The 26,639-nt window shown below is 28.6% G+C and carries 25 protein-coding genes; 20 read left to right on the forward strand and 5 right to left on the reverse strand.

The features are described 5' to 3' along the window. Positions 1-44 precede the first annotated feature (44 nt). The 5 genes from rpsI to ACRDDY_RS15650 all read left to right on the forward strand — a co-directional run bounded on the left by rpsI (position 45) and on the right by ACRDDY_RS15650 (position 4,704). Complete coding sequence (gene rpsI / locus ACRDDY_RS15630) at positions 45-437, forward strand: 30S ribosomal protein S9 (RefSeq protein WP_438565866.1); 393 nt, start codon at positions 45-47, stop codon at positions 435-437. A gap of 270 nt (positions 438-707) precedes the next feature. Continuing rightward, positions 708-2,327, forward strand: coding sequence for a Na/Pi cotransporter family protein (locus ACRDDY_RS15635; RefSeq protein WP_438565867.1), 1,620 nt, complete (start codon positions 708-710; stop codon positions 2,325-2,327). A 137-nt stretch (positions 2,328-2,464) separates the two neighbouring features. After that, entirely contained in the window at positions 2,465-3,151 is a 687-nt protein-coding gene (locus tag ACRDDY_RS15640; RefSeq protein WP_438565868.1) for an N-acetylmuramoyl-L-alanine amidase, read from the forward strand. Positions 3,152-3,282: 131 nt separating this feature from the next. Further along, a complete protein-coding gene (locus ACRDDY_RS15645; protein WP_438565869.1) occupies positions 3,283-4,125 on the forward strand; it encodes a fumarate hydratase in 843 nt (280 codons plus the stop codon). Between the two features lie 12 nt (positions 4,126-4,137). Continuing rightward, positions 4,138-4,704, forward strand: a complete 567-nt coding sequence (locus ACRDDY_RS15650; protein ID WP_438565870.1) for a Fe-S-containing hydro-lyase — start codon at positions 4,138-4,140, stop codon at positions 4,702-4,704. 106 nt (positions 4,705-4,810) lie between these two features. Here ACRDDY_RS15650 and ACRDDY_RS15655 read toward each other — a convergent pair whose 3' ends face one another. Further along, the gene (locus tag ACRDDY_RS15655) at positions 4,811-5,668 is read right to left on the reverse strand and encodes a YitT family protein (RefSeq protein WP_438565871.1); all 858 of its coding nucleotides are present in this window, start codon (positions 5,666-5,668) and stop codon (positions 4,811-4,813) included. Between the two features lie 335 nt (positions 5,669-6,003). Here ACRDDY_RS15655 and ACRDDY_RS15660 point away from each other — a divergent pair, with 335 nt between their 5' ends. From ACRDDY_RS15660 to iadA, 11 genes are all read left to right on the forward strand, one after another. Continuing rightward, positions 6,004-6,162, forward strand: coding sequence for a hypothetical protein (locus tag ACRDDY_RS15660; protein ID WP_438565872.1), 159 nt, complete (start codon positions 6,004-6,006; stop codon positions 6,160-6,162). Positions 6,163-6,249: 87 nt separating this feature from the next. Continuing rightward, on the forward strand, positions 6,250-6,933 hold the full coding sequence (locus tag ACRDDY_RS15665) for a response regulator transcription factor (protein WP_438565873.1): 684 nt from the start codon (positions 6,250-6,252) through the stop codon (positions 6,931-6,933). Continuing rightward, positions 6,911-8,824, forward strand: a complete 1,914-nt coding sequence (locus tag ACRDDY_RS15670; protein WP_438565874.1) for a sensor histidine kinase — start codon at positions 6,911-6,913, stop codon at positions 8,822-8,824. The genes ACRDDY_RS15665 and ACRDDY_RS15670 overlap by 23 nt, the downstream gene beginning before the upstream one ends. Position 8,825: 1 nt before the next feature. Continuing rightward, a complete protein-coding gene (locus ACRDDY_RS15675) occupies positions 8,826-9,182 on the forward strand; it encodes an arsenate reductase family protein (protein WP_438565875.1) in 357 nt (118 codons plus the stop codon). Between the two features lie 291 nt (positions 9,183-9,473). Then, entirely contained in the window at positions 9,474-11,696 is a 2,223-nt protein-coding gene (locus ACRDDY_RS15680; RefSeq protein WP_438565876.1) for a ribonucleoside-diphosphate reductase subunit alpha, read from the forward strand. 13 nt (positions 11,697-11,709) lie between these two features. Continuing rightward, complete coding sequence (locus ACRDDY_RS15685) at positions 11,710-12,753, forward strand: ribonucleotide-diphosphate reductase subunit beta (protein WP_438565877.1); 1,044 nt, start codon at positions 11,710-11,712, stop codon at positions 12,751-12,753. 333 nt (positions 12,754-13,086) lie between these two features. Then, positions 13,087-13,218 carry a hypothetical protein gene (locus ACRDDY_RS15690; RefSeq protein ID WP_438565878.1) on the forward strand — a complete coding sequence of 44 codons (132 nt, stop codon included), beginning with the start codon at positions 13,087-13,089 and terminating at the stop codon, positions 13,216-13,218. Positions 13,219-13,232: 14 nt separating this feature from the next. After that, positions 13,233-14,849: a phosphoenolpyruvate--protein phosphotransferase gene (gene ptsP, locus ACRDDY_RS15695; protein ID WP_438565879.1), complete on the forward strand. Its 1,617-nt coding sequence runs from the start codon at positions 13,233-13,235 to the stop codon at positions 14,847-14,849. A 126-nt stretch (positions 14,850-14,975) separates the two neighbouring features. Next, the gene (locus tag ACRDDY_RS15700; RefSeq protein WP_438565880.1) at positions 14,976-15,506 is read left to right on the forward strand and encodes a chromate transporter; all 531 of its coding nucleotides are present in this window, start codon (positions 14,976-14,978) and stop codon (positions 15,504-15,506) included. Positions 15,507-15,509: 3 nt separating this feature from the next. Then, positions 15,510-16,040, forward strand: a complete 531-nt coding sequence (locus ACRDDY_RS15705) for a chromate transporter (protein ID WP_438565881.1) — start codon at positions 15,510-15,512, stop codon at positions 16,038-16,040. A 56-nt stretch (positions 16,041-16,096) separates the two neighbouring features. Next, positions 16,097-17,269 carry a beta-aspartyl-peptidase gene (gene iadA, locus ACRDDY_RS15710; protein WP_438565882.1) on the forward strand — a complete coding sequence of 391 codons (1,173 nt, stop codon included), beginning with the start codon at positions 16,097-16,099 and terminating at the stop codon, positions 17,267-17,269. A 66-nt stretch (positions 17,270-17,335) separates the two neighbouring features. On the opposite strand, the gene ACRDDY_RS15715 is transcribed toward iadA, so the two are convergent. Next, the gene (locus tag ACRDDY_RS15715) at positions 17,336-17,905 is read right to left on the reverse strand and encodes a helix-turn-helix domain-containing protein (protein ID WP_438565883.1); all 570 of its coding nucleotides are present in this window, start codon (positions 17,903-17,905) and stop codon (positions 17,336-17,338) included. Between the two features lie 151 nt (positions 17,906-18,056). On the opposite strand from ACRDDY_RS15715, the gene ACRDDY_RS15720 reads away from it, so the two are divergent. Then, positions 18,057-18,983: a DMT family transporter gene (locus ACRDDY_RS15720; RefSeq protein WP_438565884.1), complete on the forward strand. Its 927-nt coding sequence runs from the start codon at positions 18,057-18,059 to the stop codon at positions 18,981-18,983. A gap of 64 nt (positions 18,984-19,047) precedes the next feature. Here ACRDDY_RS15720 and ACRDDY_RS15725 read toward each other — a convergent pair whose 3' ends face one another. Continuing rightward, positions 19,048-20,004 (reverse strand): DUF4003 family protein, encoded by a 957-nt coding sequence (locus ACRDDY_RS15725; RefSeq protein WP_438565885.1) that lies wholly within the window; start codon positions 20,002-20,004, stop codon positions 19,048-19,050. Positions 20,005-20,291: 287 nt separating this feature from the next. Here ACRDDY_RS15725 and ACRDDY_RS15730 point away from each other — a divergent pair, with 287 nt between their 5' ends. The 3 genes from ACRDDY_RS15730 to ACRDDY_RS15740 all read left to right on the forward strand — a co-directional run bounded on the left by ACRDDY_RS15730 (position 20,292) and on the right by ACRDDY_RS15740 (position 24,808). Next, on the forward strand, positions 20,292-21,266 hold the full coding sequence (locus ACRDDY_RS15730; protein WP_438565886.1) for an ROK family protein: 975 nt from the start codon (positions 20,292-20,294) through the stop codon (positions 21,264-21,266). 346 nt (positions 21,267-21,612) lie between these two features. Next, positions 21,613-23,181 (forward strand): nitrite/sulfite reductase, encoded by a 1,569-nt coding sequence (locus ACRDDY_RS15735; protein WP_438565887.1) that lies wholly within the window; start codon positions 21,613-21,615, stop codon positions 23,179-23,181. Between the two features lie 181 nt (positions 23,182-23,362). Further along, entirely contained in the window at positions 23,363-24,808 is a 1,446-nt protein-coding gene (locus ACRDDY_RS15740) for an NADP-dependent glyceraldehyde-3-phosphate dehydrogenase (RefSeq protein ID WP_438565888.1), read from the forward strand. 74 nt (positions 24,809-24,882) lie between these two features. On the opposite strand, the gene ACRDDY_RS15745 is transcribed toward ACRDDY_RS15740, so the two are convergent. Both ACRDDY_RS15745 and ACRDDY_RS15750 read right to left on the reverse strand, forming a co-directional pair. After that, on the reverse strand, positions 24,883-25,503 hold the full coding sequence (locus ACRDDY_RS15745; protein WP_438565889.1) for a cell wall hydrolase: 621 nt from the start codon (positions 25,501-25,503) through the stop codon (positions 24,883-24,885). A gap of 61 nt (positions 25,504-25,564) precedes the next feature. Further along, a complete protein-coding gene (locus tag ACRDDY_RS15750; protein ID WP_438565890.1) occupies positions 25,565-26,560 on the reverse strand; it encodes a hypothetical protein in 996 nt (331 codons plus the stop codon). Between the last annotated feature and the right edge of the window lie 79 nt (positions 26,561-26,639).

The raw sequence follows: 26,639 nt of genomic DNA on the forward strand, positions 1-26,639 counted from the left end.
AATTAAAGTACTAATTATATAGACGCTCGGGAGGAGGAATAAAAATGGCAAAAGTTCAATATATGGGAACTGGTAGAAGAAAAAAATCAGTTGCAAGAGTAAGACTAGTACCAGGAAATGGTAAAGTAGTTATAAATAATAGAGACAGCGAAAACTATTTTGGATTAGAAACTTTAAGAGTTATCTTAAACCAACCTTTAGTTTTAACTGGAACTAAAGATAAATTTGATGTATTAGTTAATGTTCACGGTGGTGGATTCACAGGTCAAGCTGGAGCTATCAGACATGGTGTTGCTAGAGCATTAGTTAAATCTGATGAGGCTTTAAAATCAGAATTAAAAAGAGCTGGATTCTTAACTAGAGACCCAAGAATGGTTGAAAGAAAGAAATACGGTCTTAAAAAAGCAAGAAGAGCTCCACAATTCTCAAAAAGATAATTTGTTGGAACTTTATTATGAAGAGCAGAATGTATTCTGCTCTTTTTTTATATCTAAAAATATAAAATTAAAGATAGTATTTCATAAGGTAATTAATTTTAGAAAGTTTTATAAAAGGAAGAAATGGAATTTAAAGGATAGTTATGTTAAAAGTAGGTTAAAAATATTTTATAATTATTAACAAATGATAAAAAATGATGTACACTAAAGAAGAAAAGGTTAATAAAATTTGAATAATTTAAATATAAAATATGGACGGGGGACGTTGTTTTGAATTCTACAATCATGACTATAATAACTTTAATGGGTGGATTAGGATTATTCATCTATGGAATGAAGCTAATGGGAGATGGATTAGAAAATGCAGCAGGAGAAGGTTTAAAAAAGATACTTGAAAAAGTAACTTCAAATCCTTTTGTTGCAGTTTGTGTTGGAGCAGCAGTAACAGCAGTTGTACAAAGTAGTAGTGCAACTACAGTGATGGTAGTTGGTTTTGTTAATGCAGGACTAATGAATTTATCACAAGCAGTTGGAATTATAATGGGAGCTAATATTGGTACAACAATAACAGCTCAATTAGTAGCATTTAAACTAGATGATATTGCACCACTATTTGTTTTTGCAGGAACTGCTTTAATAATGGTCGCAAAAGCTAAGAAGAGAAAAGAGATTGGGAATATTGTACTTGGTTTTGGTATTCTATTTATGGGAATGGGAATTATGAGTGATGCAGTAAAACCACTTGCATCATCGCCAATATTTGCTCAAATTTTATCACAAGTAGCGGAGCACTGGTGGATAGGAATTATTGCAGGAGCAGCTATAACAGCAATTCTTCAGAGTTCTTCAGCAACTACAGGAATACTTATAGCACTTGCAGGTTCAGGTGTAATAGACATAAGAATGGCATTACCAATATTATTTGGATGTAACATAGGAACATGTATCACAGCTATGATAGCAACAGTTGGAACAAATAGAACAGCTCATAAAGCAGCTTTACTACATTTGATATTTAATGTAGGTGGAACAGTAATTTTCTTACCTTTCTTAGGAATGCTTGGAACATTGGTTACAAAAATGAGTCCTGGAGATGTTGAAAGACAAATTGCAAACTCACATACTGTATTTAATATAATTAATACACTTGTAATGTTACCACTTAGAGGTTGGTTAATAGTTATTGTTAATAAATTAGTACCTGGAGATGATGAGATTGAAAAGGTAGGACCAAAATATATTGATGATAGATTATTAGAAACACCAGTTATAGCAGCGGGACAAGTTATAAAAGAAACTATAAGAATGGCTAATAAAGCAAAGCATAATTTAGAAATTTCTATGGATGCATTTGTTAAAGGTGATGAAGAGTTAATTAAGAAGGTTCATGATAATGAGAAGATAATAAATGTATTAGAAGAATCAATAACAAGTTATTTAGTTAAGCTATCAAAGTGTGATTTATCCGATAAGGAAAAAGGAATAGTAGCATCTACTTTTCATATAGTAAATGATATTGAGAGAATTGGGGATCATGCACAAAATCTTGTTGAATTAGCAACACAAAAGATAGAAGAGAATATAAAGTATACTGATGAGGCTATAGGAGATTTGATAGAGATATATAATTATACAAAGATGGCATTACAAATTTCCATTGATAGTTATGAAAATAGAGATGTTGAAAAAGCTAATAGTATAGCTCCATTAGAAGAAAGAATAAATAAAGCAGAAAAGAATTATAGAGATAAACATATAAAAAGATTATATGAAGGAAAATGTAATGCATATGCTGGTGCAATTTTCTTAGATGCAATAAGTAACTTTGAGAGAATTGGAGATCATGCAACTAATATAGCAGAAAGTGTTATTGAAAATAATGCAATTTAGTGAAAAGTGAAGCGAAAGCTTCACTTTTTGTATTAAATGAGAGATGATTAGGAATACTAAATTAAGAATAATATTTGGAGGGAGGTGACTGTTTAAATAATTTGTAGATAGAAATAAATTATTTAAAAGCAGTGCCTATGAAAAAGATTATAAAAGAATTAGTAATAGTATTAATTTTTATTACAATAGGAATGAGTATGACAGCTTTTGCTATTGATGAGAATGAGTACAACAATGAGGATGGACTTGAGAGAGTTATTCTTATTGATCCAGGTCATGGAGGTGGTGACGGTGGTGCATCATCTCAAAATGGTACAGTAGAAAAAGTATTAAATTTAGAAATTTCATTAAAGCTAAAAAAGGCTTTAGAAGAAAAAGGCTTTAAAGTAGAGTTAACAAGAGAAACAGATGAAGCATTGTCTAAGAGAAAAAAAGATGATTTATGGATTAGATGTAAAAAGAAGAGGGAAACGAAGTGTGATGTATTTATATCAATTCATCAAAATAAGTTTAGTAATAAAACATGCAAGGGAGCTCAGCTTTGGCATGCAAGTAATAAAAAGAGTAAAAATCTAGCATTAAGTATACAAGGTTCGATAAAAGATAATGTTCAAAATGATAATAGTAGAATTCCGAAGGATGCAAAGAATGGTTTATTTATTTTGAAAGATGGAAATAAGAGAGCAAATGTGATTTTAGAATGTGGATTTATATCAAATGAAGATGATGAAAAAAATTTGAAAGATGAAAAATATCAAAAAAAATTAGCAGAAGCAGTAGCAGTAGGCATAGAAAAATATTATAAAGAAGAATCTAAAGAGTAATAAAAATACCTTTGAAGATAAAATATCTTTAAAGGTATTTTTTATTGATGAATATGAAATTTTTATAGTTGTAAAAATATTCTAAAATAATTAAACTAGTAATTGAAGAATATGTTAAGGAGTGATAGATGATGAGAGAGATTAATGTTAGTCTTGTAGAAGAGAAGATAAAAGAGTTATGTATAAATGCTAATTATTATTTAGGTGATGATGTAAATGAATCTTTAATAAAATTTAAGGAATTAGAAAAAAGTAATATAGGAGAGAAAATCTTAGAAAATATAATAGAGAATGCTAACATAGCAAAGGATGAAAGAATTCCAATATGCCAAGATACAGGAATGGCATGTGTTTTTGTAGAGATAGGGCAAGATGTGCATTTTATAGGTGGATTATTAGAAGATGCTATAAATGAGGGAGTAAGAAAAGGGTATGAGGAAGGATATTTAAGAAAGTCAGTTGTTAAAGATCCAATTGATAGAGTAAACACAAAAGATAATACTCCGGCTATGATTTACTATAATATTGTGGTAGGAGATAAAGTGAAATTAACAGTGGCACCTAAAGGGTTTGGTTCTGAGAATATGAGTAGGATTGCAATGCTTAAGCCATCAGATGGAATTGAAGGAGTAAAGAAATTTATTTTACAGACTGTAGAAGAGGCAGGTCCTAATCCATGTCCACCTATGATTGTAGGAGTAGGAATAGGTGGAACTTTTGATAGAGTAGCATATTTAGCTAAGAAAGCATTACTTAGACCAATCAATATGGAAAGTGAGTCAAAATATTATAGTGAATTAGAAAAGGAACTATTAAGAGAAATTAATAAACTTGGAATAGGTCCACAAGGCTTTGGAGGGCTTACTACAGCGCTTGGAATTAATATAGAGGTATTACCAACTCATATAGCCGGATTACCTGTAGCAGTTAATATAAGCTGTCATGCAACAAGACATAAGGAATGCATCATATAGGAGGAGAAAGACATGGAGATAAGATTAAAAACACCTTTAACAGAGGAGAAAATAAAAAATCTTAAAGCAGGAGATTCGGTATTATTAAGTGGAGTGATATATACAGCAAGAGATGCAGCACATAAGAGGTTAGTAGAACTTTTAGATAAGGGAGAAAAATTACCTATAAACATAAAAGATGAAACTATATATTTTGTAGGACCATCTCCAACAAAACCTGGATATGCAATAGGATCAGCAGGACCTACGACAAGTTATAGAATGGATGCATACTCTCCAAGACTTTTAGATATAGGGCTTAAAGGAATGATTGGAAAAGGAAAAAGAAATGAGGAGGTAATAGATTCTATTGTGAAAAATAAAGCAGTTTATTTTGGAGCAATAGGTGGAGCTGCTGCATTAATTGCTAGAAGTATAAGGAAAGCAGAGATCGTTGCATATGAAGATTTAGGAGCAGAAGCAATAAGAAGATTAGAAATAAAAGATATGCCACTTACAGTTATTATAGATAGTATGGGAAGAAATTTATATGAAATAGGAAGAGATGAGTATTTAAAGAGTAAAAAAGAAGGTAGATAGATATCTTAAAATAAAATTTGTAGAAAATAACCCAAATAGAAAATTTAACTCTATTTGGGTTTTAATTAGAATAAAAAGATTGTGTAAAATCTGAAAGAGAGTAAGTTTATATATTTTTAAAGCCTTTTCCACGAACTTCAGATATCTCCATTATGGTAATAAATGCTGATGAATCAATTGAGTAAATTTTGTTTTTAAGTGATAGCATTTCTCGTGTAGTAACAATGCAATAAAGCATTTTTTTCTTTTCATGAGTATACTCTCCTTCAGCTGGAAGAGAAGTAACGCCTCTATTTAAATCTTTAAGAACAAATTCCACAACATCTTTTTCTTTAGATGTTAAAATAAGCATCAATTTTCGACTATTGAGACCTCTAAGAACCTTGTCCAATACAAGACCTTGAACAAAAATTGAAAGTAGTGTATAGAGTGCTTTTGGTAATCCAAAAATTAAGGCGCCAACAATAACGATAATACAGTTTAGAATAAAACCAAGTTTACCAATTTCAAAATTAGAATATTTTTTACGTATTAACATGGTTATAATATCAGTTCCACCAGTTGATCCGTTTCTTAAAAAAACTATTCCATATCCAGCACCACATAGCGCACCACCATAAAGACAGTATAATAGTACATCATTAACATTTATTAACGTAGATAAAGGTTTAGTTATTATAAGAGATAAGGATAGAGAGAGCATTCCAATCCCAGAATATACAGTGAATGAAGTGCTAAGTTTTCTTAAACTGAGTATAAAAAGTGGTATGTTAATTACAAATACAGTAATACCAGCAGGAACATTTGCAAGATATTGTACTATTAATGCAAGTCCAGTAGCACCACCACTAAGTAGTCCAGCATGAGTTAAAAATAGATTTACCCCTAAAGAAGCAAGAAGACATCCAATAAAGATGAAGAATACATCTAAAAAGAAATCTTTGCTTTTAAAAAATTTGTTCATAAAAATCTCCTATGTAGTTTATTAAAAGTCAACATAATTATATAGAAAAAGTAAATAGAAGTTAACCTTTAAAAATAGGAGAAATTGACGAAAAAACGGTGAAATAAGTTAAAAACATAGACTTAAAGGTATAAATCTTTTATATAATAGTAAATTTAATGAATTACGTGAATATAGTATGGGATAAAAATTTAGTATGTTTAAAGCATAAAAAAATTATAAGATAAAATAAAATTTCCAGATATTTTTTAAGGTGGCTATATTATAAATTAAAAGACAACCACTTTTTCTTAAAATATGATAATATTTAAATATGATATTGGGAGGTAAGAAAGATGTTTAGGATAAAGTTACCAGGGAATGAAAAATACAAAAAGATAATATTAGTAATATTAGTTATAGTAGTTCTATGTGTATTATTTAACTATATGAAAGAGCATAGGAATAATGCTAATATAAATAATAAACCACAAATGGAAACAACTATATCATAAAGTAAATAGTTAAGAATTTTGTAACAAAACTAGATACTAATTTTAAATAAATTAAGTTAAGATAAATAGTAAAGGAGATGATACATTATGTTTAATATATTAGTAGTAGATGATGAGAAAGAAATAAGAGATGCAATAAATATATATTTAAGAGGAGAAAAGCTTCAAGTCTACAATGCAAGTAATGGGATAGACGCTTTGGAAATTATAGAGGAAAGGAATATACATTTGGTTATTTTAGATATAATGATGCCAAAAATGGATGGGATAGAGGCATGTCAGAAAATTAGAGAAAATAATAATATTCCAATAATAATGCTTTCAGCAAAGGGAGAAGATTCAGATAAAATATTAGGGCTAAATGTAGGGGCTGATGATTACATAACAAAGCCATTCAATCATTTAGAATTAGTGGCAAGGGTAAAATCACAACTTAGAAGATATGAAAGTCCATTATCAATTGAGAGTAAAGATTTTATAAAGGTAAGAGATTTGGAAATAGATACAGTGGCTAAAAAAATAACAGTAAGAGATGAAGAAATTAAAGTTACAGCAACAGAATATAAAATATTAGTTTTACTCGCATCAAACCTTGGAAGAGTGTTTTCTATAAAAGAAATATATGAAAAGGTGTGGGAAGAGCCTTTCTATAAGAGTGAGAATACAGTAACAGTGCATATTAGAAGAATTAGAGAAAAAATAGAAATAAATACCAAGGAACCAGAATATATAAAGGTGGTATGGGGAATTGGATACAAAATTGAAAAGTAACATAAAGCAATATTTTAGTACTTTATGGTTAATAGAAGTAATTTTATTAGTGGTATTAACAGTAATTAATGTTGAAGTAGCAATAGGGTATATTGGTAGTCCATCAACGGCAGAAGGAACTGGTGCAATTAATGCAGTTTTAAATAGAGAGAATTTTTATGAAAACTCATTGAAGCAAGATGTTAAAGTTATAAGTCAAAATTTATATAATGAAACAGATAGTTTAGGAAAGTTACTTACGGATTCACCGGGACAGATAGAAGCCATAAGAACAAAGTTATATAATGATAATTTATATACAAAGCCAAATGATTTAATAGGTAGTGGTACTCAAAGCCAAGTTATACCCAGCAATATATTTTTTATAATTAGAGATAAAGCAAATGGAAGAATTTTTTCAAACGACCCGTTTTTACAAGGGACAGATAAATTAAGTGAAAAAGAAATGTATGATGCAATAAGTGAAAAATATAGAGGGCAAAAAGTAATAATATATAGCTGTAACAATATAAATTTATATAATAATAGTGTTCAAGATGGATTAGTTACATATTCAACCAAAATTCTTAAACAATTTGAAGAAGTATATTATACTCCACAATCAACATTTACACCGGCTGTAAATAGTGCAATAGATGACTTACTGTTATTTACAATAAGCTTATTTGTAAATATATTGTTATTAGTAAAATTAATAATAATACTTATGGATGCTAAGGGGAAAGTTGAGATAAGTGGAAACTTTATTGGAGACATAATCTATATATTTAAATATGCATTTAAATATAGAGGACCTAGAAGAACTTTAATAATAAGTATTATTTTAAGCATTATATTTTATATAGTATACTTATATTTACTAGCGATAGGTGGAACTGAGAATAATGTGATAGCTAAATTCTTTGGAGCATATCCGTTTAAAGGAAGTATTGTACTTGTTTTAATGCCAATGATAGGAGTAATGTATTCGGTAAAAAGAAATATTGAAATTGGAATGGTGAGAGATTCATTAAAAATAATAAATGATGGAAATTTTGATCATACAGTTAGAGAAGTTGGTGGAACTGAGATAAGAGAACTTATAAAAAATATAAATAAGATGAAAGATGGATATAATATAGCTGTTGAAGAAGCACTGTATAATGAAAAGTTAAAGACGGAACTTATATCTAATGTATCTCATGATTTAAAAACACCACTAACATCAATAATAAATTATGTAAATATACTTCAAGATAAGAAAGTATCAGAAGAAGAGAAACAACAATACTTGAAAATTTTAGAGCAAAAATCTAGTAGACTTAAAAGTCTTATTGAAGATTTATTTGAAGTATCAAAAATAAATTCTGGGAAAATAGTTTTAGAAAAAGTTAAGATTGATATAACATCACTTATATATCAAGTGATAGGAGAATATTCATCAATATATGAAGAGAAACATATTGAATTTAAAGTAGAATGTGAAGAGGATGAGATAATAATGGATCTTGATGGAATAATGATATCAAGAGTTATTGAAAATATTGTTATAAACTCTTTAAAATACTCTATGGAAAATACAAGAGTATATGTATCAATAATAAAAGAAGAAAATGGAGTTTTAGTATCATTTAAAAATGTAGCAAACTATGAAATGGACTTTGATGAAAATGAAATGTTCGAAAGATTTGCACGAGCAGATAAATCAAGAACATCATCAGTTGAAGGTTCAGGACTTGGACTTGCAATTACTAAAAGTATAGTAGAACTTCATAATGGAACAACAAGAATAAAAAGAGATGGTGATTTATTTAAAATTTATGTATTTCTTCCTTTCGCAACTGAGAGAGATGAATTTATAAATAAGATAAATGAAGAACAAATGGAAAAAAATATAAAGGAGAATGAATAATATGAAAGCATTATTTATAGAATATCCAAAATGTACAACATGTAGAAAAGCTAAAAAATGGCTTACTGAGAAAGGTGTAGATTTTGAAGATAGAGATATAAAAGAAAATAATCCAACAAAAGAAGAGTTAAAAGCATGGCTTGAAATGAGTGGGTATGAAATTAAAAAATTCTTTAACACAAGTGGAGTTCTTTATAGAGAACAGGGAATGAAAGATAAGGTAAAGGTATTATCAGAGGATGAACTTTTAGATATCTTAGCAAAAGATGGTATGATGGTAAAGAGACCATTATTAATAATAGGTGAAAAAGTACTAGTTGGATTTAAAGAAGTAGAGTGGGAAGAAACTATAAAATAAGTATAGAAACTTCAAGCAAAAAAAGGAAGCTTGAAGTTTCTTTTTTAAATTCTGATTAATAAAAAATACTAGTGGAAAAATATAGTTGTCAAAAGATAAATGTTATTAAAAAAAGGAGATATTTAAAGATTTAATTATATAAAGTATACTTTTTAAGTCCAAATTAAAACTTTAATATTTTACATAATCTTAGATTAAAACTATAATAAGTTAGTCAATATATTGTATTGCTTTGGAGAAAATACAATATAACCATACTATATATTGTTGAAAGGGGCTTGGGTGCACACTATGAAAGAACTTTGTAAAATGGCTATAAAAGATATACAAGATGAATATGGAACTTACAGTGAGGACGTTTTAATAGAGAAAATGGAATTAATAATAAGAGAGGGAATGACAGAGGATGATATAAAAGAATCTCTTATACAAGTTTCATTAGAATTAACTACAGATATGGAACCTAACTGGCAAGATATAGCGTCTAAATTATATGTAGAAAAGCTTTATAATAAGGTAAGAGAAAATAGAGATTTAAAAGATAATAGTGAATTATATAAAAATCTGTATAGCTTTGTGAAAAACTTAGTTGATGATAAATTATATGGAGAGTATATTTTAGAGAATTATACAGAGAAAGATATAAGTGAACTTGAAAAAGAAATAAAACCAGAGAGAGATTTTCTTTTTACGTATAGCGGAATTAAACTTCTAGCAGGAAGATACTTAGTAGAGAACTTTAATAGAGAAATTTTAGAATTACCACAACAAATGTTTATGGGAATAGCAATGCATTTAGCAATTCCAGAAAAAAAAGAAAATAGATTGTACTGGGCAAAAAGATTTTATGATGTATTAAGTTCATTAAAAGCTACAATGGCAACTCCTACAATGGCAAATGCAAGAAAGCCTTTTTATCAATTAAGTTCATGCTTTATAGATACAGTTAATGATAGCTTAAAGGGGATATACAAGTCTTTAGATAACTTTTCAGAAGTATCTAAGTTTGGTGGTGGAATGGGAATCTATATAGGTAAGATTAGAGGACTCGGTTCACCAATTAGAGGATTTAAAGGAGCATCAGGAGGAATAATTCCTTGGGTTAAATTATTTAATGATACAGCAATTGCAGTAGATCAACTTGGAGTTAGAAATGGTTCAGTTGCAATTTGGCTTGATGCATGGCATAAAGATATGCCAGAGTTTTTACAAGTAAGAACAAATAATGGAGATGATAGAAAAAAAGCTCATGATATTTTCCCAGGACTTTGTTACCCAGACCTTTTCTGGAAGCTTGCAGAAAATGATATAGAAGCAGATTGGTATATGATGTGTCCACATGAAATTAAAAATGAAATGGGATATTCATTAGAAGATTTCTATGGAGAAGAGTGGGAAAAAAGATACTATGAATGTGTGGCCAATGAAAAACTTGAAAAAAGAGTTATGAAGGTTAAAGATATAGTAAGAATGATTATAAAAAGTGCAGCAGAAACAGGAACACCATTTGCATTTTATAGAGATACAGTAAATAAAATGAATCCTAATAAGCATAAAGGAATGATATATTCATCAAACCTTTGTACAGAGATAATGCAAAATATGAGTCCTATGGATATTCAAAAAACTGAAATAATTGATGAAAATGGGGATACAGTTATAGTTGAAAAAACAATAGCAGGAGACTTTGTTGTATGTAATTTATCATCAGTAGTTTTAGGAAATGTTGATGTAAATTCAGAAGAAGAGCTTGAGTATGTTGTAGAAACTCAAATTAGAGGAATGGATAATGTTATAGATTTAAATTATTATTCAGTACCTTATGCAGAAGTAACTAATAAAAAATATAGGGCAGTAGGTCTTGGGACTTCAGGGTATCATCATATGCTTGTAAATAATAGAATTCATTTTACTGATGAAGCACATAGAGAATTTGCAGATAGAGTTTATGAAAATATAAATTATTATGCAATAAAAGCTAGTATGAATATAGCAAAAGAAAAGGGAAGATATAAAGAGTTTGAGGGTTCAGATTGGGATAATGGACAATATTTTGAGTTAAGAGAATATAAGTCAGAAAGATGGAATAGCCTAAGAGAAGAAATAAATAAATATGGAATGAGAAATGGATATTTATTAGCAGTAGCGCCAAATGGTTCTACAGCAACGCTTGCAGGAACATCAGAAGGAGTAGACCCTGTAATGTCAAGATTTTGGCTTGAGGAGAAAAAGGGAAGTATTACACCTAAAACAGCACCAGGACTTTCAGATGAGACTTATTGGTATTATAACTCAGCATATAATATAGACCAAACGTGGTGTGTTCAAATGAATGGTGTTAGACAAAGACATATAGATCAAGGACAGTCATTTAACCTTTATATTACAACAAACTATACAATGAGGGGGATAATGAACCTTTATATAGAAGCTTGTAAGGCAGGAGTTAAATCAATATATTATGTAAGAAGTAAATCACTAACTGTTGGTGATTGTGAAAGCTGTTCGGCTTAGGAGGATGATTTAGATGAGTGGATTTGATATAAATAAAAAACCATTATTTAATGAATTTGGAGATACTGAAACTTCAAAAAAAAGAATGATTAATGGGAATACAACAAACTTAAATGATTTTAATAATATGAAATATTCATGGGTGTCAGATTGGTACAGACAGGGAATGAATAACTTTTGGATACCAGAAGAAATTAATTTAGCACAAGATTTAAAAGACTATAAACGATTAACTGATGAAGAAAGAACAGCATATGATAAAATACTTTCATTTTTAATATTCCTAGATTCTATACAAACAGCAAATTTAGGAAATATAAATAATTATATAACAGCAAGTGAAGTAAATCTTTGTCTTACAATTCAAGCATTCCAAGAAGCTGTACATTCACAAAGTTATAGTTATATGCTTGATACAATTTGTTCACCAGAAAAAAGAAATGAAATTCTTTACCAATGGAAAAATGACGAGATTCTTTTAAATAGAAATAAATTTATAGGGGAACTTTATAATAATTTTTTAAAGACTCCCAATAAACAAAATCTTATAAAAACTATAATGGCAAACTATATATTAGAAGGAATTTATTTCTATTCAGGATTTATGTTCTTCTATAATTTAGAGAGAAATGGGAAAATGCCAGGTTCAGCACAGGAAATAAGATATATAAATAGAGATGAAAATACTCATCTTTGGTTATTTAGAAGTATAATAAGAGAGCTTCAAAAAGAAGAGCCAGAGTTATTTACAGAGGAATTACAAGAAGAGCTTAGATTAATGATGAAAACTGGTGTAGATAATGAGATTGAATGGGGTCATTATGTAATAGGTGATAGAGTTCAAGGAATAAATAAGAAGCTTATAGAGGATTATATTAAATATTTAGGAAACATGAGATTAGAGGCAATAGGTCTTCAAAAGTTATATAGAGGGTATGATAGTAATCCAGCGGAGTGGGTTGATAGACAAGCGGATGCAAATTCAGTAAAAACAGATTTCTTTGAAGCAAAATCAACAGCATATGCAAAAGCAGCAACATTAATAGATGATTTATAGTGGAAATAGAGGCTAAAAAGCCTCTATTTTTTTTATAGAATTTGCTTAAATTTATTGATAAAAAATATATTAAATATTCTAAAAATTCAAAATAAATTCAATAAATATGAATTTAATAGATTAACACAAAAACAAATAAAGTACTATTAAAAAACTAAAAAATATTCTAAAAATTGAAATTAAGAACAAAAAAATGATATAAAAGAAATGAAAGTAGCCTTTTTCACTATAAAAATAAAAAAATAAGTAAAGTCGAAAAATGAAGAAAAAGTCTAAAAAAAACGACTAGAGAATAAAAATAATAAAGAAAAAAACTTCATAAGGTGTTAACAAATGAATAATTTATGTTATAATAAATTAGGTTTACTTGGGCGTGTAAAAGTTATCAATAAATTATTAATAATATTTTACGGACAAGGTAAAAGTGAGATGTTTTATGGATTTAGAAATAAGATCCATAATTAGAGGAGGATTTAACTATGATTAAAGGTATCGCAGCTTCAAAAGGATATGCTATAGGAAAGGTATTCTTACAAGAGCATGAAGAAATTATAATAACAGATGAAAAAATAACAGATGTAGAAGGTGAAAAAGTAAAGTTACAAGCTTCTTTAGATGCATCACGAGTACAGTTAGAGAAAATTAAAGCTAAGGCTATGAACGAAATGGGAGCAGAAAAAGCAGAAGTTTTTGAAGCACATATAACTCTTTTAGATGACCCAGAGTTTACAGGCCAAATGGCTATGGAAATAGAAAATAACTCATTAAATGCTATGAAAGCAGTAGACACTGTTACTAATACATTTGTAATGATTTTTGAATCAATGGATGATGCTTATATGAGAGAAAGAGCGGCAGACATTAAAGACGTATCAAAGAGAATTATAGCAAATTTAGCTGGAAAAGGTGGAGATGCTTTTGCTATAACTGAGAACAATACAATTGTAGTTGCAGTTGATTTAACTCCTTCTGATACAGCTCAATTAGACAGAAGTAAAGTTGTTGCATTCTTAACAAACATTGGAGGAAGAACTTCACATTCAGCTATTATGGCTAGAACATTAGAAATTCCTGCAATTGTTGGATTAGGAAACATAACAGAATTAGTTAAAACTGGAGATACTATTATAGTAGATGGTATTGAAGGTGTTGCTATAGTTAATCCTGATGAAGCAACAATTAAAGAATATACTGCTAAAAAAGAAAAATTTATTGCAGAGCAAGAAGAATTAAAGAAACTTATAAGCGTTAAAACAACTACTAAATCAGGTAGAAGAATTGAAGTATGTGGAAACATAGGAAAGCCTGAAGATGTTAAAGCTGTTATTGCTAATGGTGGAGATGGTGTAGGTTTATTTAGAACTGAATTCTTATATATGGATAGAGAAAGTGCACCAACAGAAGAAGAGCAATATGAAAGCTATAAATATGTTTTAGAAAATATGAAAGGTCAAGTTGTTATAAGAACACTTGATATTGGTGGAGATAAAACTTTACCGTACTTACCATTACCAGAAGAGATGAATCCATTCTTAGGATATAGAGCAATAAGACTTTGTTTAGATAAAAAAGAATTATTTAAAGTTCAATTAAGAGCGTTATTAAGAGCATCAGTTTACGGAAAGTTAGCTGTAATGTTCCCAATGATCTCAGGACTTCAAGAATTTGAACAAGCGAAAGAAGTTGTTGAAGAGTGTAAAGTTGAATTAAAAGCTGAAGGAAAAGAATACTCAGATACAATCCAATGGGGAATCATGGTTGAAATTCCAGCAGCAGCAGTAATGGCTGATGAGTTAGCTAAACATGTTGATTTCTTCTCAATTGGAACAAATGACTTAATCCAATATACATTAGCAGCAGACAGAATGAGTGAGAAGGTATCATACCTTTATAACCCAATGCATCCTGCAGTATTAAGATTAATTAAAATGACTATTGATGGAGCACATAAGCACGGAAAATGGTGTGGAATGTGTGGAGAAATGGCTGGAGATGAAGCAGCTATAGCTACATTAGTATCTTATGGATTAGATGAATTCTCAATGAGTGCATCATCAATCTTAACTGCTAAGAAAATAATGTTAGAACAAGAATAAGATTTAAATATATAAAGAGACTCGTTTTACTAGTTAAAGCGGGTCTCTTTTTATGCCCTAAATATGTCTAAATGATGAATAAATTATGAAATAATGATAAAATATTCTTAAAGATAGGGGGAGAAGATGAAAGATTTAATAGATATATTTAGAAGTTTTTTTAAAATAGGAGCATTTACTTTTGGTGGAGGATATGCAATGATTCCATTGATAGAAGATGAAGTGGTAAATAAAAAAGAGTGGATTGACAAGGAGGAGTTTTTAGATATATTAACAGTATCTCAAAGTTTACCGGGAGCAATTTCAGTTAATTGCTCTTTATTTGTAGGAAATAGTCTTTATGGATTTAAGGGAAGTATTGCAGCACTTCTTGGAGTAGCACTTCCATCATTTTTGATTATTTTAGTAGTTGCAAGTTTATTTATGACAATAAGAAATAATACATATGTAAATGCAGCATTTGAAGGGATAAATGCTGGAGTGCCAATATTAGTGCTTGCAGGAGTTTTAAGTATTTCAAAAGGTGTTAAAAAGAATAAGAAGAATATAGTAATTTTTATAATAGCTTTAATTTTATTAGTTTTAAATGTTAATCCTATAATTGTATTAATTATTTTTGCTATTTATGGTGGAATAATTAATAAAAAGAGAGGATAGCATATGGAAATTTTAATTAAATTATTTTTAGTATTTTTTAAAATTGGAGCATTTAGCTTTGGTGGTGGGTATGCAATGCTACCTTTTATACAAAAAGAAATAATAAAGGTAAATGGTTTTATAGATACAAGGGAGTTTTTAGATATAATAGGAATTTCACAAATGACTCCAGGACCTGTTGCTATAAATTCAGCTACCTTTGTTGGAGTTCGAGTAAAAGGAATAATTGGTGCAGTTTTTGCAACAGTTGGAGTAGTTCTTGCTTCATTAATTTTAGTATTAATAGTATCAAAGTTTTTAAAAAGATTTAAAGAAAATGAATTTATAAAAGGTGCACTTCTTGGAATGAGACCAGTTTTAGTTGCACTTGTAGTAAAAGCATTTTTGGATTTAGCGAAAGTTTCATATTTAAGTATAACTAATATATTAATTGGTGGAATAATTTGTTTTTTAATATTCTATAAAAAATTAAATCCAATTTTATGTATAGGTATTTCAGCAATGCTAGGATTTTTAATTTATGGAGTGATATAAAATTTGAAAAATATGAGCAAAATAATTTTGAAAATAAATTCTTAGGATGTGAAAGAATGATAAAAATTATAAAAAATGCAGAAGTTTATGCACCAGAACATTTAGGAAAAAAGGATGTTGTTATAGTTAGTGATAAGATAGAGGGGATTTATGAGAATATAAAAGTACCAGAAGAATTTTTAACAGTAGAAGTAATTGAAGCAGAAGGGAAAATATTAGTACCTGGGTTTATAGATGCACATGTACATCTTCTTGGTGGAGGTGGAGAAGGTGGATATAGAACAAGAACGCCAGAACTTTTATTAAGTAAATTAACTAGTGCGGGAATTACTACAGCAGTGGGCTGTCTAGGAACTGATGGAGTTTGTAGAAATATGAGAAGTCTTTTAGCTAAAGTTAAGGCATTAAAGGCAGAAGGAATTACAGCATATTGTTATACAGGCTCATATGATATACCAGTAAAGACTATGACTGATAGTATAAAGGGAGATTTGCTTTTAATTGAAGAAGTTATAGGCGTTGGTGAAATTGCTTTATCAGATCACAGAAGTTTACAACCAACAATAGATCAATTTATAAATACAGTAGCTCAAACTAGGGTTGGTGGATTGTTATCAGGAAAGGCAGGAATAGTTAATGTCCATTTAGGTGGTGGAGCAAGGAAACTTGAATATTTATTTCAAATGCTTGAAAGAAGTGAAATTCCAGCAAGTCAAGTTTCGCCAACACATATGTGTAGAACAAAGGAACTTTTAGATGCAGGAATTGAGTGGGCAAAGGTTTCAGGATATGTAGATTTAACTACCAGTGCTGATCCATTGCATTTAGAAGAGGGAGAAGTTTTGGCCTCAGAAGGATTAAAATATTTATTAGATAATGGAGTATCGATAGATAATATAACATTTACCTCTGATGGGAATGGCAGTATGCCTGTATTTGATGAAGAAGGAAAGCTTATAGGGCTTGGAATATGTAGTGTTGATAGTTTATATGAAGAAGTTAGGAGAGCAGTTTTAATTGAGAAAATACCTTTAGAAGATGCTATAAAAGTAATAACAGAAAATCCAGCTAAAGTTTTAAAGCTTGGAAATAAAGGAAGAATAGATGTAACCAAAGATGCAGATATGATTCTATTAGATAAAGAAACTTTAGAGATAGATACTGTTATAGCACTTGGGAAAAAAATGATAGAGAATAAAGAAGTTTTAGTTAAAGGGACATTTGAATAGCAAGTCTATTTATTTTATAAAAATATAAAGCAAAAGCTATACTGATAATTTAGTATAGCTTTTGCTTTAATATTTTATAATAGAATTTAATGTAGTAATACCTGTACTTAGATTTTTATAAGAATGCTCTTTATCAGCTTCAAATTTTAATGAATCAAATTTTTCTAGTTTAAATTCTTGTTGATTGATTGTTATTAACAAAGAACCTTCCATTACTGTAATAATCTCAATGCTCCCTTTGTTATGTTTTTCTGTAAGAGTAGTCTTATTATTGGGAGTTAAATAAATTCTAAACGTTTCTATAGCGTGAGCTTTTTCTTCTCTAAAAACAAAATCAATTTTAAAAGATTTATCGATACTTTCTAGAATGTTTTCAGAATTTGCTTTTGATAAGGAAATTTCTTCTTCGTAATTTGTTAATTCAGCTAATGTTGTATTTAATTCAGTGCATAATTTCCAGATGATGTTTATAGTAGGATTAGCTTCACCACGTTCTATTTTAGAAAGAGTGAGTCGGCTAATTCCTGTATTAATAGCAAGTTGTTCGATTGTAAGATTTTTAGAACAGCGAATTTTATTTATAGATTCTCCAATTTTAGATATAAATCTTTTTGAAGTTAATTCATTTATATTCATTAAATGTCACCACCTTTTAATATATAATTTATTATACATCTGAATTTAAAAAAAGTATATTATAATATACTTTTTTATATAAAATAAATAATATACTTTACATTTGTGAGAAAAAAGTATATTATAATATACAAAAGGAGGAGGTTTTATTATGAAAGCAATATTTATCGGAATTATATCATCAATGTTTTTTTCAGCAACTTTTGTTGTAACTAAACTTATGGGAACAGGGGGAATAAGTTGGGAGTGGACATCTTCACTACGATTTATATTAGCATTACCATTTTTATTATTAATTGTTGCATTTAGAGGAGAACTTAAGTCATTATTCAAATCTATACATAAGAACTTTTTAAAATGGATGTTATGGGGAAACTTATCAGGGATAGTATTTTATTTTCTGTTGACTATATCTTCGGATTTTGCTCCATCTTGGTTAGTGGCAAGCAGTTGGCAGATAACTATAATAGCAGGATTACTTTTATCACCTTTATTTTTTATTCCTATAACAATTAATGGAAAAACAACTTTAATAAGAGGAAAAATTCCATTAAAAAGATTGTTTATGTCATTATTTATATTAGTAGGTGTTGTTATAATGCAGTTAAATGAACTTAATACTATTTCATTAGCACACATTCTAAAAGGATTTATTCCTGTTGCTATAGCAGCTTTTTTATATCCATTAGGTAATAGAAAGCTTATGGAAGTTTGTGGAGATGAGATTAATAGTTTTCAACGTTCATTAGGTGTTGCAATAGTAAGTATGCCACTTGCGATAATATTTGCTATTATTGGTGGTAGTAAGTCAACTTTATCAGGAATGGATTTCTTTCAAGCATTAATTTTAGCGTTATTTTCTGGAGTTATTGCAACTATTACTTTCTTTTTTGCAACTACAAAAGCAAAACATGATTTATCACTTTTAGCAGCAGTAGAATCAACTCAAGCTGGAATGGTTGTCTTTACAGTAATAGGTTCAATTATATTTTTAAATGGAAGTTTTCCAACAGGTTTTTCATTATTAGGGATAATTATTATAATTATAGGGATGATTGTAAATTCATTTATAAAATAAATTTAAATATACTAAAAAGCCATTTTAATTTTTAAAATGGCTTTTTAGTATAAATTGATAAAATTTAATCTGTAAAAAATTTATTAGCTATATTTTCAGTAAGAGAATTAGTTTCATGAGTACAAATATTTAATAAAAATATTGCTAAAGGGTCTAAAATATTTATGTCGTTAGTAAATTTTAAAATTGTTAAAGTTAAAGAAATAATATATTTTGTAGTATCATTTAATTTATATGTGGTAAAGCGAGTATTTTTATTTAAAAGAGTGATAGTTGAAATGAAGCTTTGTGTAAATTTTTCAGGGTCATCTGTAACGATAGATGCAAATCCTAAGATAGGTAGAGCTTCATTTCTTATAATGTAATTTTTCTGTTCAAATAACTGCTGAAGTTTAACAGTACGAAGGCATCGGTTAGATATAGGTAAATTACTAAATATGAGAGCCTCAGAAAGTGATTGGACATGATTGCTTGGAAAATATTTAATTTCTTCTAAATATTTATAGCAGTTCTCAGTTTCGTTAACTTTTTGAAGTGTATCTTGAAATCTCGATACAAATAAAGAACAAATACTAATATCTTCAGGCCCAATTATAAACCAATGACGTTCTTTAAAATTGTTATAAGTATATTTTAATGTATCAATTAAATTTATACATGTGGAGTTTTTATAATAAAAATGTAGTACTTCAGATGAAACAGCTAAAAATGTATTTGATGAGAAAGCAAGTTCAAGCTCATTAAAAGTAGAGTTAACATCTTTTAATGAAATAGATGGATTTATAGTTAAAAGTGTTGCTAAAATTAATGTATGCTCTTTTCTAAAGGGAGAATCTTCATCAAAGGAAATTTTTATAGAGTGTAGATTTTCTTTAATATTAGATGGCGATAAAGTTATATTTTTTAATGTAGCAATTAGGGCAGAAAATTTAATAGTAGTGTTATGGCTTACAAAACCATAAATATCATCAAGCATAAACATATTATCTAGAAAAAGGTTAATGAATTTGTTATTTATCATAAAATCACTCCAATATAAATAGAATTTTTATAAAAATTATTATATCCAGTTTAGAAACAAAATATTAGAATTTGAAGATGGTTTAGTTAGTAAATTTATGTGAAAGAGTAAAAAATAAGTTAAAATTTTTGAAGATTATAAAGATTTAATAAATTTATAGAAAATAATTGAGAATAATCTACAGAAATATTTTTAAAATAGTAATTCTAGTTTATAATGGATAAGTAAAGATAAGTAAAGTTACTATTTTAAAGAGAATTAAAAAAATTTTGTATGAGGTGAAAGTAATGAAAAAAGGATACTATATTGGAGTAGATTTAGGTGGAACTAAAATTTACACAGCATTAGTAAATGAAGAAGGAAAAATATTTAGAGAAAAAGAAGTTAAAACAGAAGCTGAAAAAGGTGTAGATAAAATAGTTGAGAATATAAATGGAACTATAAGTGCAGTTTTAGAAGATATGGATATAAAAGATATATTAGCAATAGGTATAGGTTCGCCAGGACCATTAGATGTTAAGAATGGACTTATAGTTGAAACTCCAAACTTACCATTTAAAAACTTTAATATTGTTAAAGCTGTAAAGGATGTATACGATACACATGTATTTTTAGATAATGATGCAAATGCTGCAACACTTGGAGAATTTTTATTTGGAGCAGGAAAGTTAACAACAAATATGGTATATGTAACAGCTAGTACTGGAGTTGGAGGAGGAGCAGTTCTAAATGGTAGAATATTTAGAGGAAGCACTTCAAATGCAGTAGAAATAGGACATACTACTGTAAATGTTCATGGAAGAAGATGTGGATGTGGAAATAGAGGATGTGTTGAAGGAATTTCATCAGGAACTGCTATAGCTAAAACAGCAAATGAAGCGGTAAGAAGTAATGCAATAACATCACTTAAAAATCATGATGTTGTAACTGCTAAAGAAGTATTTGAAGAGGCAGCTAAAGGAGATAAAGTATCACAAGATATTTTAAATGAAGCTTTATCATATTTAGGAATTCTTTTTGCAAACTTAGCAAATTCATATGATCCAGATGTACTTGTTTTAGGTGGAGGAGTTTCAAATGGAGGAGATATCGTTTTTGAAAAAATAAATGAAGAACTTCAAAAGAGAGCATTAAAACCGATAAGAGAACATGTTGTTGTTAAAAAAGCAGAACTTGGTGGAAGAGCTGGAGTGCTTGGAGCAGCAGCGTTAGCTATTACAGAGCTTGAGCATTTTGATAGAGTTGGAAGAATTTACGAATAATTAGAAGATTTAAAATTAAAAATTTTGTAGAAACTGGCTTAGGCCAGTTTTTTTATTTGAAAATTTTAATGAAGCAATCAATATAAACGGATAAAACTTTAAAATAAAAGGAAAAATAAAGAGGAATAATGCAAAAATGCGAAAAAATTTCCTAATATTATCAAAGATTAAAAATTCTGAAAAAATAAGAGTGTGATAAATGTTATATAATCTAATAATATGAATAGTTAAAATTATAAGAAAGACGGATGGTTAATTAATAGGCAAATATATATTGTTAATATAAGGGATATATATTTTACTAATAAAAACCAAAAGGATAAAATTTAAAATAGAGGTGATTAGATTGAAAAAAGAATTAGTAAGTAAAGAACTTAAGGAAGTTTTAAGAGCAGAGATTAAAGAGTATAGAGAGAATGGACATAAATTCTTAAATAAAGAATTAACAGTACCACAATTTAAGAAATTATCTGGTGGAATGGGTTCATATGCACATAGAGGCGGAAAAGAATTCATGATAAGATTAAAAACGCCATCAGGAGTTATATCAAAAGAAGATTTCAATCAAATATATGATTGGGCAGTTAAATATAAGAGAGAATGGATACATCCTACAACAAGAGAAGCTATACAATTCCATGGTATGACTATTGATGAGGTTTGTGATTTAATGGAGGAAGCTTTAGACTATGGAATATATTCAAGAGGATCTGGAGGAAACTATCCAAGAAATGTTGCAATTTCACCACTTGCAGGAGTAAATCCAAAAGAAGCATTTGATGTTAGACCATATGCTGAAAAAGTAAATGAGCATATTATGTCAAAAGTTAATCAATATAAACTACCAAGAAAAATTAAGATAGCAATGGCATCAGATTTTAATGATGAACCACACTGTACAATAACAGATTTAGGATTTGTAGCAGTAAAAGAAAATGGTAAAGATATGTTTAAATTATATATGGGTGGAGGACTTGGAAGAAATTCTAGAGTTGGTATAGAATTCCCAGAGTTAGTAGATCCTATGGATGTTGTATATCATGCAGAAGCTATGACAAGAATGTTTATAGCAGAAGGTGATTATGAAAATCATAATAAAGCTAGAATAAGATATATTGCTGAGAGAATGGGAGATGAAGCATTTGTAGAATGTTATAAAAAGCATTTTGCAGATGTAAAAGCTAACTTAAACTTAGATATTACAATAGAGCCAAAAGAAATTAAAAAAGCTGGAATTAAAACTACAACAGTAGATAATAGATTAGTAGCACAAAAACAAGATGGATTATATGCAGTATACTTCCACCCAGAAAGAGGTATAGTAGATACAAAAGTTTTAGGCGAATTATTAGAGTTAACTAATCCAATGGAAGATGTGTCATTTAGAATAACAATGGAAGAAGGACTATACATCATAAATTTAAATGGTGATGAGGCAAATAAAGTTTTAGAATTCACAAAAGGTAAGGGTGGAGAACTAAAAGTTATGCAAAGTATTTCTTGTATTGGAGTTCCAGTATGTCAATTAGGAATTGGAAACAGTCAAGGATTAGTAGAAATGATAATTAAAAAGTTAAAAGAAGAAGGTATAACTAAAGATTTATTACCAAGAGTACATGTATCAGGTTGTGGAAACTCATGTGGAGTACATGAAATTGGAGAGATTGGATATACTGGAAAAACAAAAAGAGTTAATGATGCACCAAGAAAATGTTTTGAATTACATGTTGGTGGAAAATTTGAAGTTGGAAACACAGGACTTGGAACAATATATGGAGATATGTTAGAAGATGAAATACCAAACTTTATATTTGATTTATATAAAGAGTTAGAATCAGTAAATCAAACATTTGAAAAATGGTATGTAGAAAATAAAGAAAAATTTGCTGAAGTAGTAAGTAAGTATTTAGTATAAAAATAGGGGGATGGACTTAAAGTCTGTCCCTTTTTTAGAATATAAATAAAAATTTAGTGAAAAATAATAAAGAAAATCTTTTAAATATTAAACTTGAGTGAAATTATCAGAATTGTGTGGATTTTTCAAAAAATTAGTGTATAATAGTAACTAGATAATAATTAATATCGGAGGTAGAGATATGTTCTATACAGATGAGAAGGTTTATGGAAACCTTTTAAATGGAGAGTGGATTATAAATAATGAAAATTTAATAGATATAAAATCACCTATAAATAATGAACTAGTTGGTTCAGTTCATGCTATGAGTACAGAGGAAGTAGATGAAGCAATAAAGATTGCAAAAGAAGCACAAAAAGAGTGGGCAGAGGTTCCAACAAATGAGAAAGCAAAGATTCTTCATAATGTAGCAGATCTTTTGGAAGAGAGAATAGAAGAGATGGCTAAAATTATGGTTTTTGAAATAGCAAAAGATAATAAAAGTGCTATGTCAGAAATAAAAAGAACAGCAGATTTTATAAGATTTACAGCAGATGCAGCAGAAAACATTAAGGGAGAATCATTACCAGGAGATTCATTTCCAGGATTTAAAAATGATAAAATCTCAATAGTGACAAGAGAAGCATTAGGAGTAGTTTTAGCAATATCACCATTTAACTATCCAGTAAATTTAGCAGCTTCTAAAATAGCACCAGCTTTAATGGCAGGAAATGCAGTTGTATTTAAACCAGCAACTCAAGGAGCTATTTCAGGAATGTACTTAACTAAAGCCTTTAATGAAGGTGGAGTTCCAAGTGGACTTATAAATACTATTACAGGAAAAGGAAGTGAAATTGGCGATTATATTGTAACTCATGAAGGAATTGATTTTATAAACTTTACTGGAAGTAGTAAGGTAGGAAAAAGAATTTCTAAAATAACTGAAATGAAACCTATCTTAATGGAGCTTGGGGGAAAAGATGCAGCAATAGTTTTGAGAGATGCAGACGTTGAACTTGCAGCTAAAAATATTGTATCAGGAGCATTTTCATATTCAGGACAAAGATGTACAGCTGTTAAGAGAGTTTTAGTTCAAGATTATGTAAGTGATGCATTAGTTGAAAAAATAGTTGAGCATATGAAGGATGTTACTTACGGAAATCCATTAGAAGGAGATTTTACTGTAGGACCTTTAATTGATGAAAAAGCAGCAGATTTTGTTGAAGGATTAATTAAAGATGCTATCGATAAAGGAGCAACACTTTTATGTGGTGGTAAAAGAATTGGAAATATGATTACACCAACTCTTTTTGATAATGTAACTGAAGAGATGAGAATAGCTTGGGAAGAACCATTTGGACCAGTACTTCCAATTATAAGAGTGAAAAATGTTGAGGAAGCAATAAGAATTGCAAATGAATCAGAATACGGACTTCAATCATCAGTATTTACACAAGATATAAATAAAGCGTTCTATGTAGCAAATAAATTAGAAGTAGGAACAGTTCAAGTTAATAATAAAACTGAAAGAGGACCAGATCATTTCCCATTCTTAGGCGTTAAATCATCTGGTATGGGAATTCAAGGAATTAGATATTCAATTGAAGCTATGTCAAGAGTAAAAGCAACAGTTATAAACTTAAACTAAGAAAAGGCTAGTGAATTTTCACTGGCTTTTTAAATGAAAAAAAGTGCAGCATTTTAATTACTGCACTTTTAAAGTTATTGTTTAAAAAAAGTATGGTTACCAATAACTTTAGAATCTTTCTTTGCTGTTTCTTTCATCCATGAACAAGTGGCTATAGATGGATTATAAAAGAATAATGCCTCATTAGTTGGATCTTTTCCACGGATTGCCTCATAAACAGCATCATAGCAAGATTCGTTTGTCTGGGTATCTAAACGACCATTGACTACACATGAAAATGCATTTTTTTGGAAAACTACATTTTGAATTGTGTTTGGAAAATTTGGACTCATAACACGATTTAATACAACAGATGCAACAGCAACTTTACCTTGGAAAGGTTCGCCACGACTTTCTGCATAAACTAGTTTAGCCATTAAATCAATGTCTGCCTTAGTTATTTTTAATTGTGAACCATTATGGTTAAAAACTTCTATTTCATTTTTTGTGTTTCCTTTTTGAACAGCTGTACTTGATGGAATAGCTTCTTCATAATCAAGGTTAAAAGCTGTTTTACTAATTTTTGACTCATTTCTATAAACTTTAGAAGAAATTTTTTCTTGTTCTGTAGATTCAAAATTAACTGCAAAAACAGAAAGTGAAGTACCTCCTAAAAGTATTATAGCTAGTAAAAAAAGACTGAAAAATTTTTTCATAAAAAACCTCCTTTTTACAACCCAGTCCAAATATATTATTGCCCAAAATAAAAAAAATATACTATTTATTCTTTAAATTGGATATTTCATTCTTTAAATTAGTATATGAAGTATTGAAGTTATTATATGATTTAAAGGCTTCGTCATATAAATTTTGAGCAAGGTTATTATCAGCTTCTACTAAATTAAGATTAATAGCATCATTAAGCGTATTTAAATATAGCTTATACTCTTGAATACATACTTCAAGGGCATTAGAAATTAATGAACCTGATTCAGGAATTGATAACATATAATATTCTTCTTCAATTTCAGAAAAAATATTCTTTTTTTTATCTAAATCTTCTAAAATAGGTGTTAAAGATTTATTATTTTCTTTAATATTGGTTATAGCAGGGGCTAAATCTTCATTTAATGAATCAAATTTAGTAAGGAGTGGAGAAAGTTTTAAAAGGAAATTACGTTCTGATGTTTTTTTTATATCTGTTAATGTATTTAGATTTATAACTGTATCAAAGTAAGTACAGGTATTTTTAAAAAATGAAATAGATTCATCAGATGTAATTTTGTTTAATCCGTAGATATCAAGATTTTTTAAACTTTCAATGTAAAGAGAAAAGGTTTCTTTGTATTCCTTAAGATTTTTTTCAAGATTATCGCTATCAGGTGATAAATACATAGATAGGGCTTGTTTAACTAAATTAATATTTAAAGTTAAGCTAGTATCTAAAGCTGATTTTACTTTTTCATTATTAGTTGAAGGTTGTATAACTAAAACATTTTGTTTAGCAATATCTAAGTCTTTAGATAGTAATGGTAAAATTTCTTTAGATTTATCTGTATTTACAGTATCATTTTCTATACAAGAAGAGAGTGATGAATTCATTTTGTAAACTTCTGTAGAGATTGAATTTAATTGACGAAAATCTGAATTTTTAGGATTAAGTTTTGTAATAATGAGTAATATTAAAGGTATTAAGATAATTATTGAAGCAAAAGAGAGCGCTTTAAAATTTTCTTTGTAAATACCTTTTATAAAATTTATGAAATCAGACATTTTTAGAATTCCTCCTTTTCATAATCTAAAAAAAGTAATCTCATAAGATTATATTAAGGTTATACATAAAATATTATAA

It is taken from the genome of Clostridium sp. (assembly GCF_051656525.1).
GTDB lineage: Bacteria > Bacillota > Clostridia > Clostridiales > Clostridiaceae > Clostridium.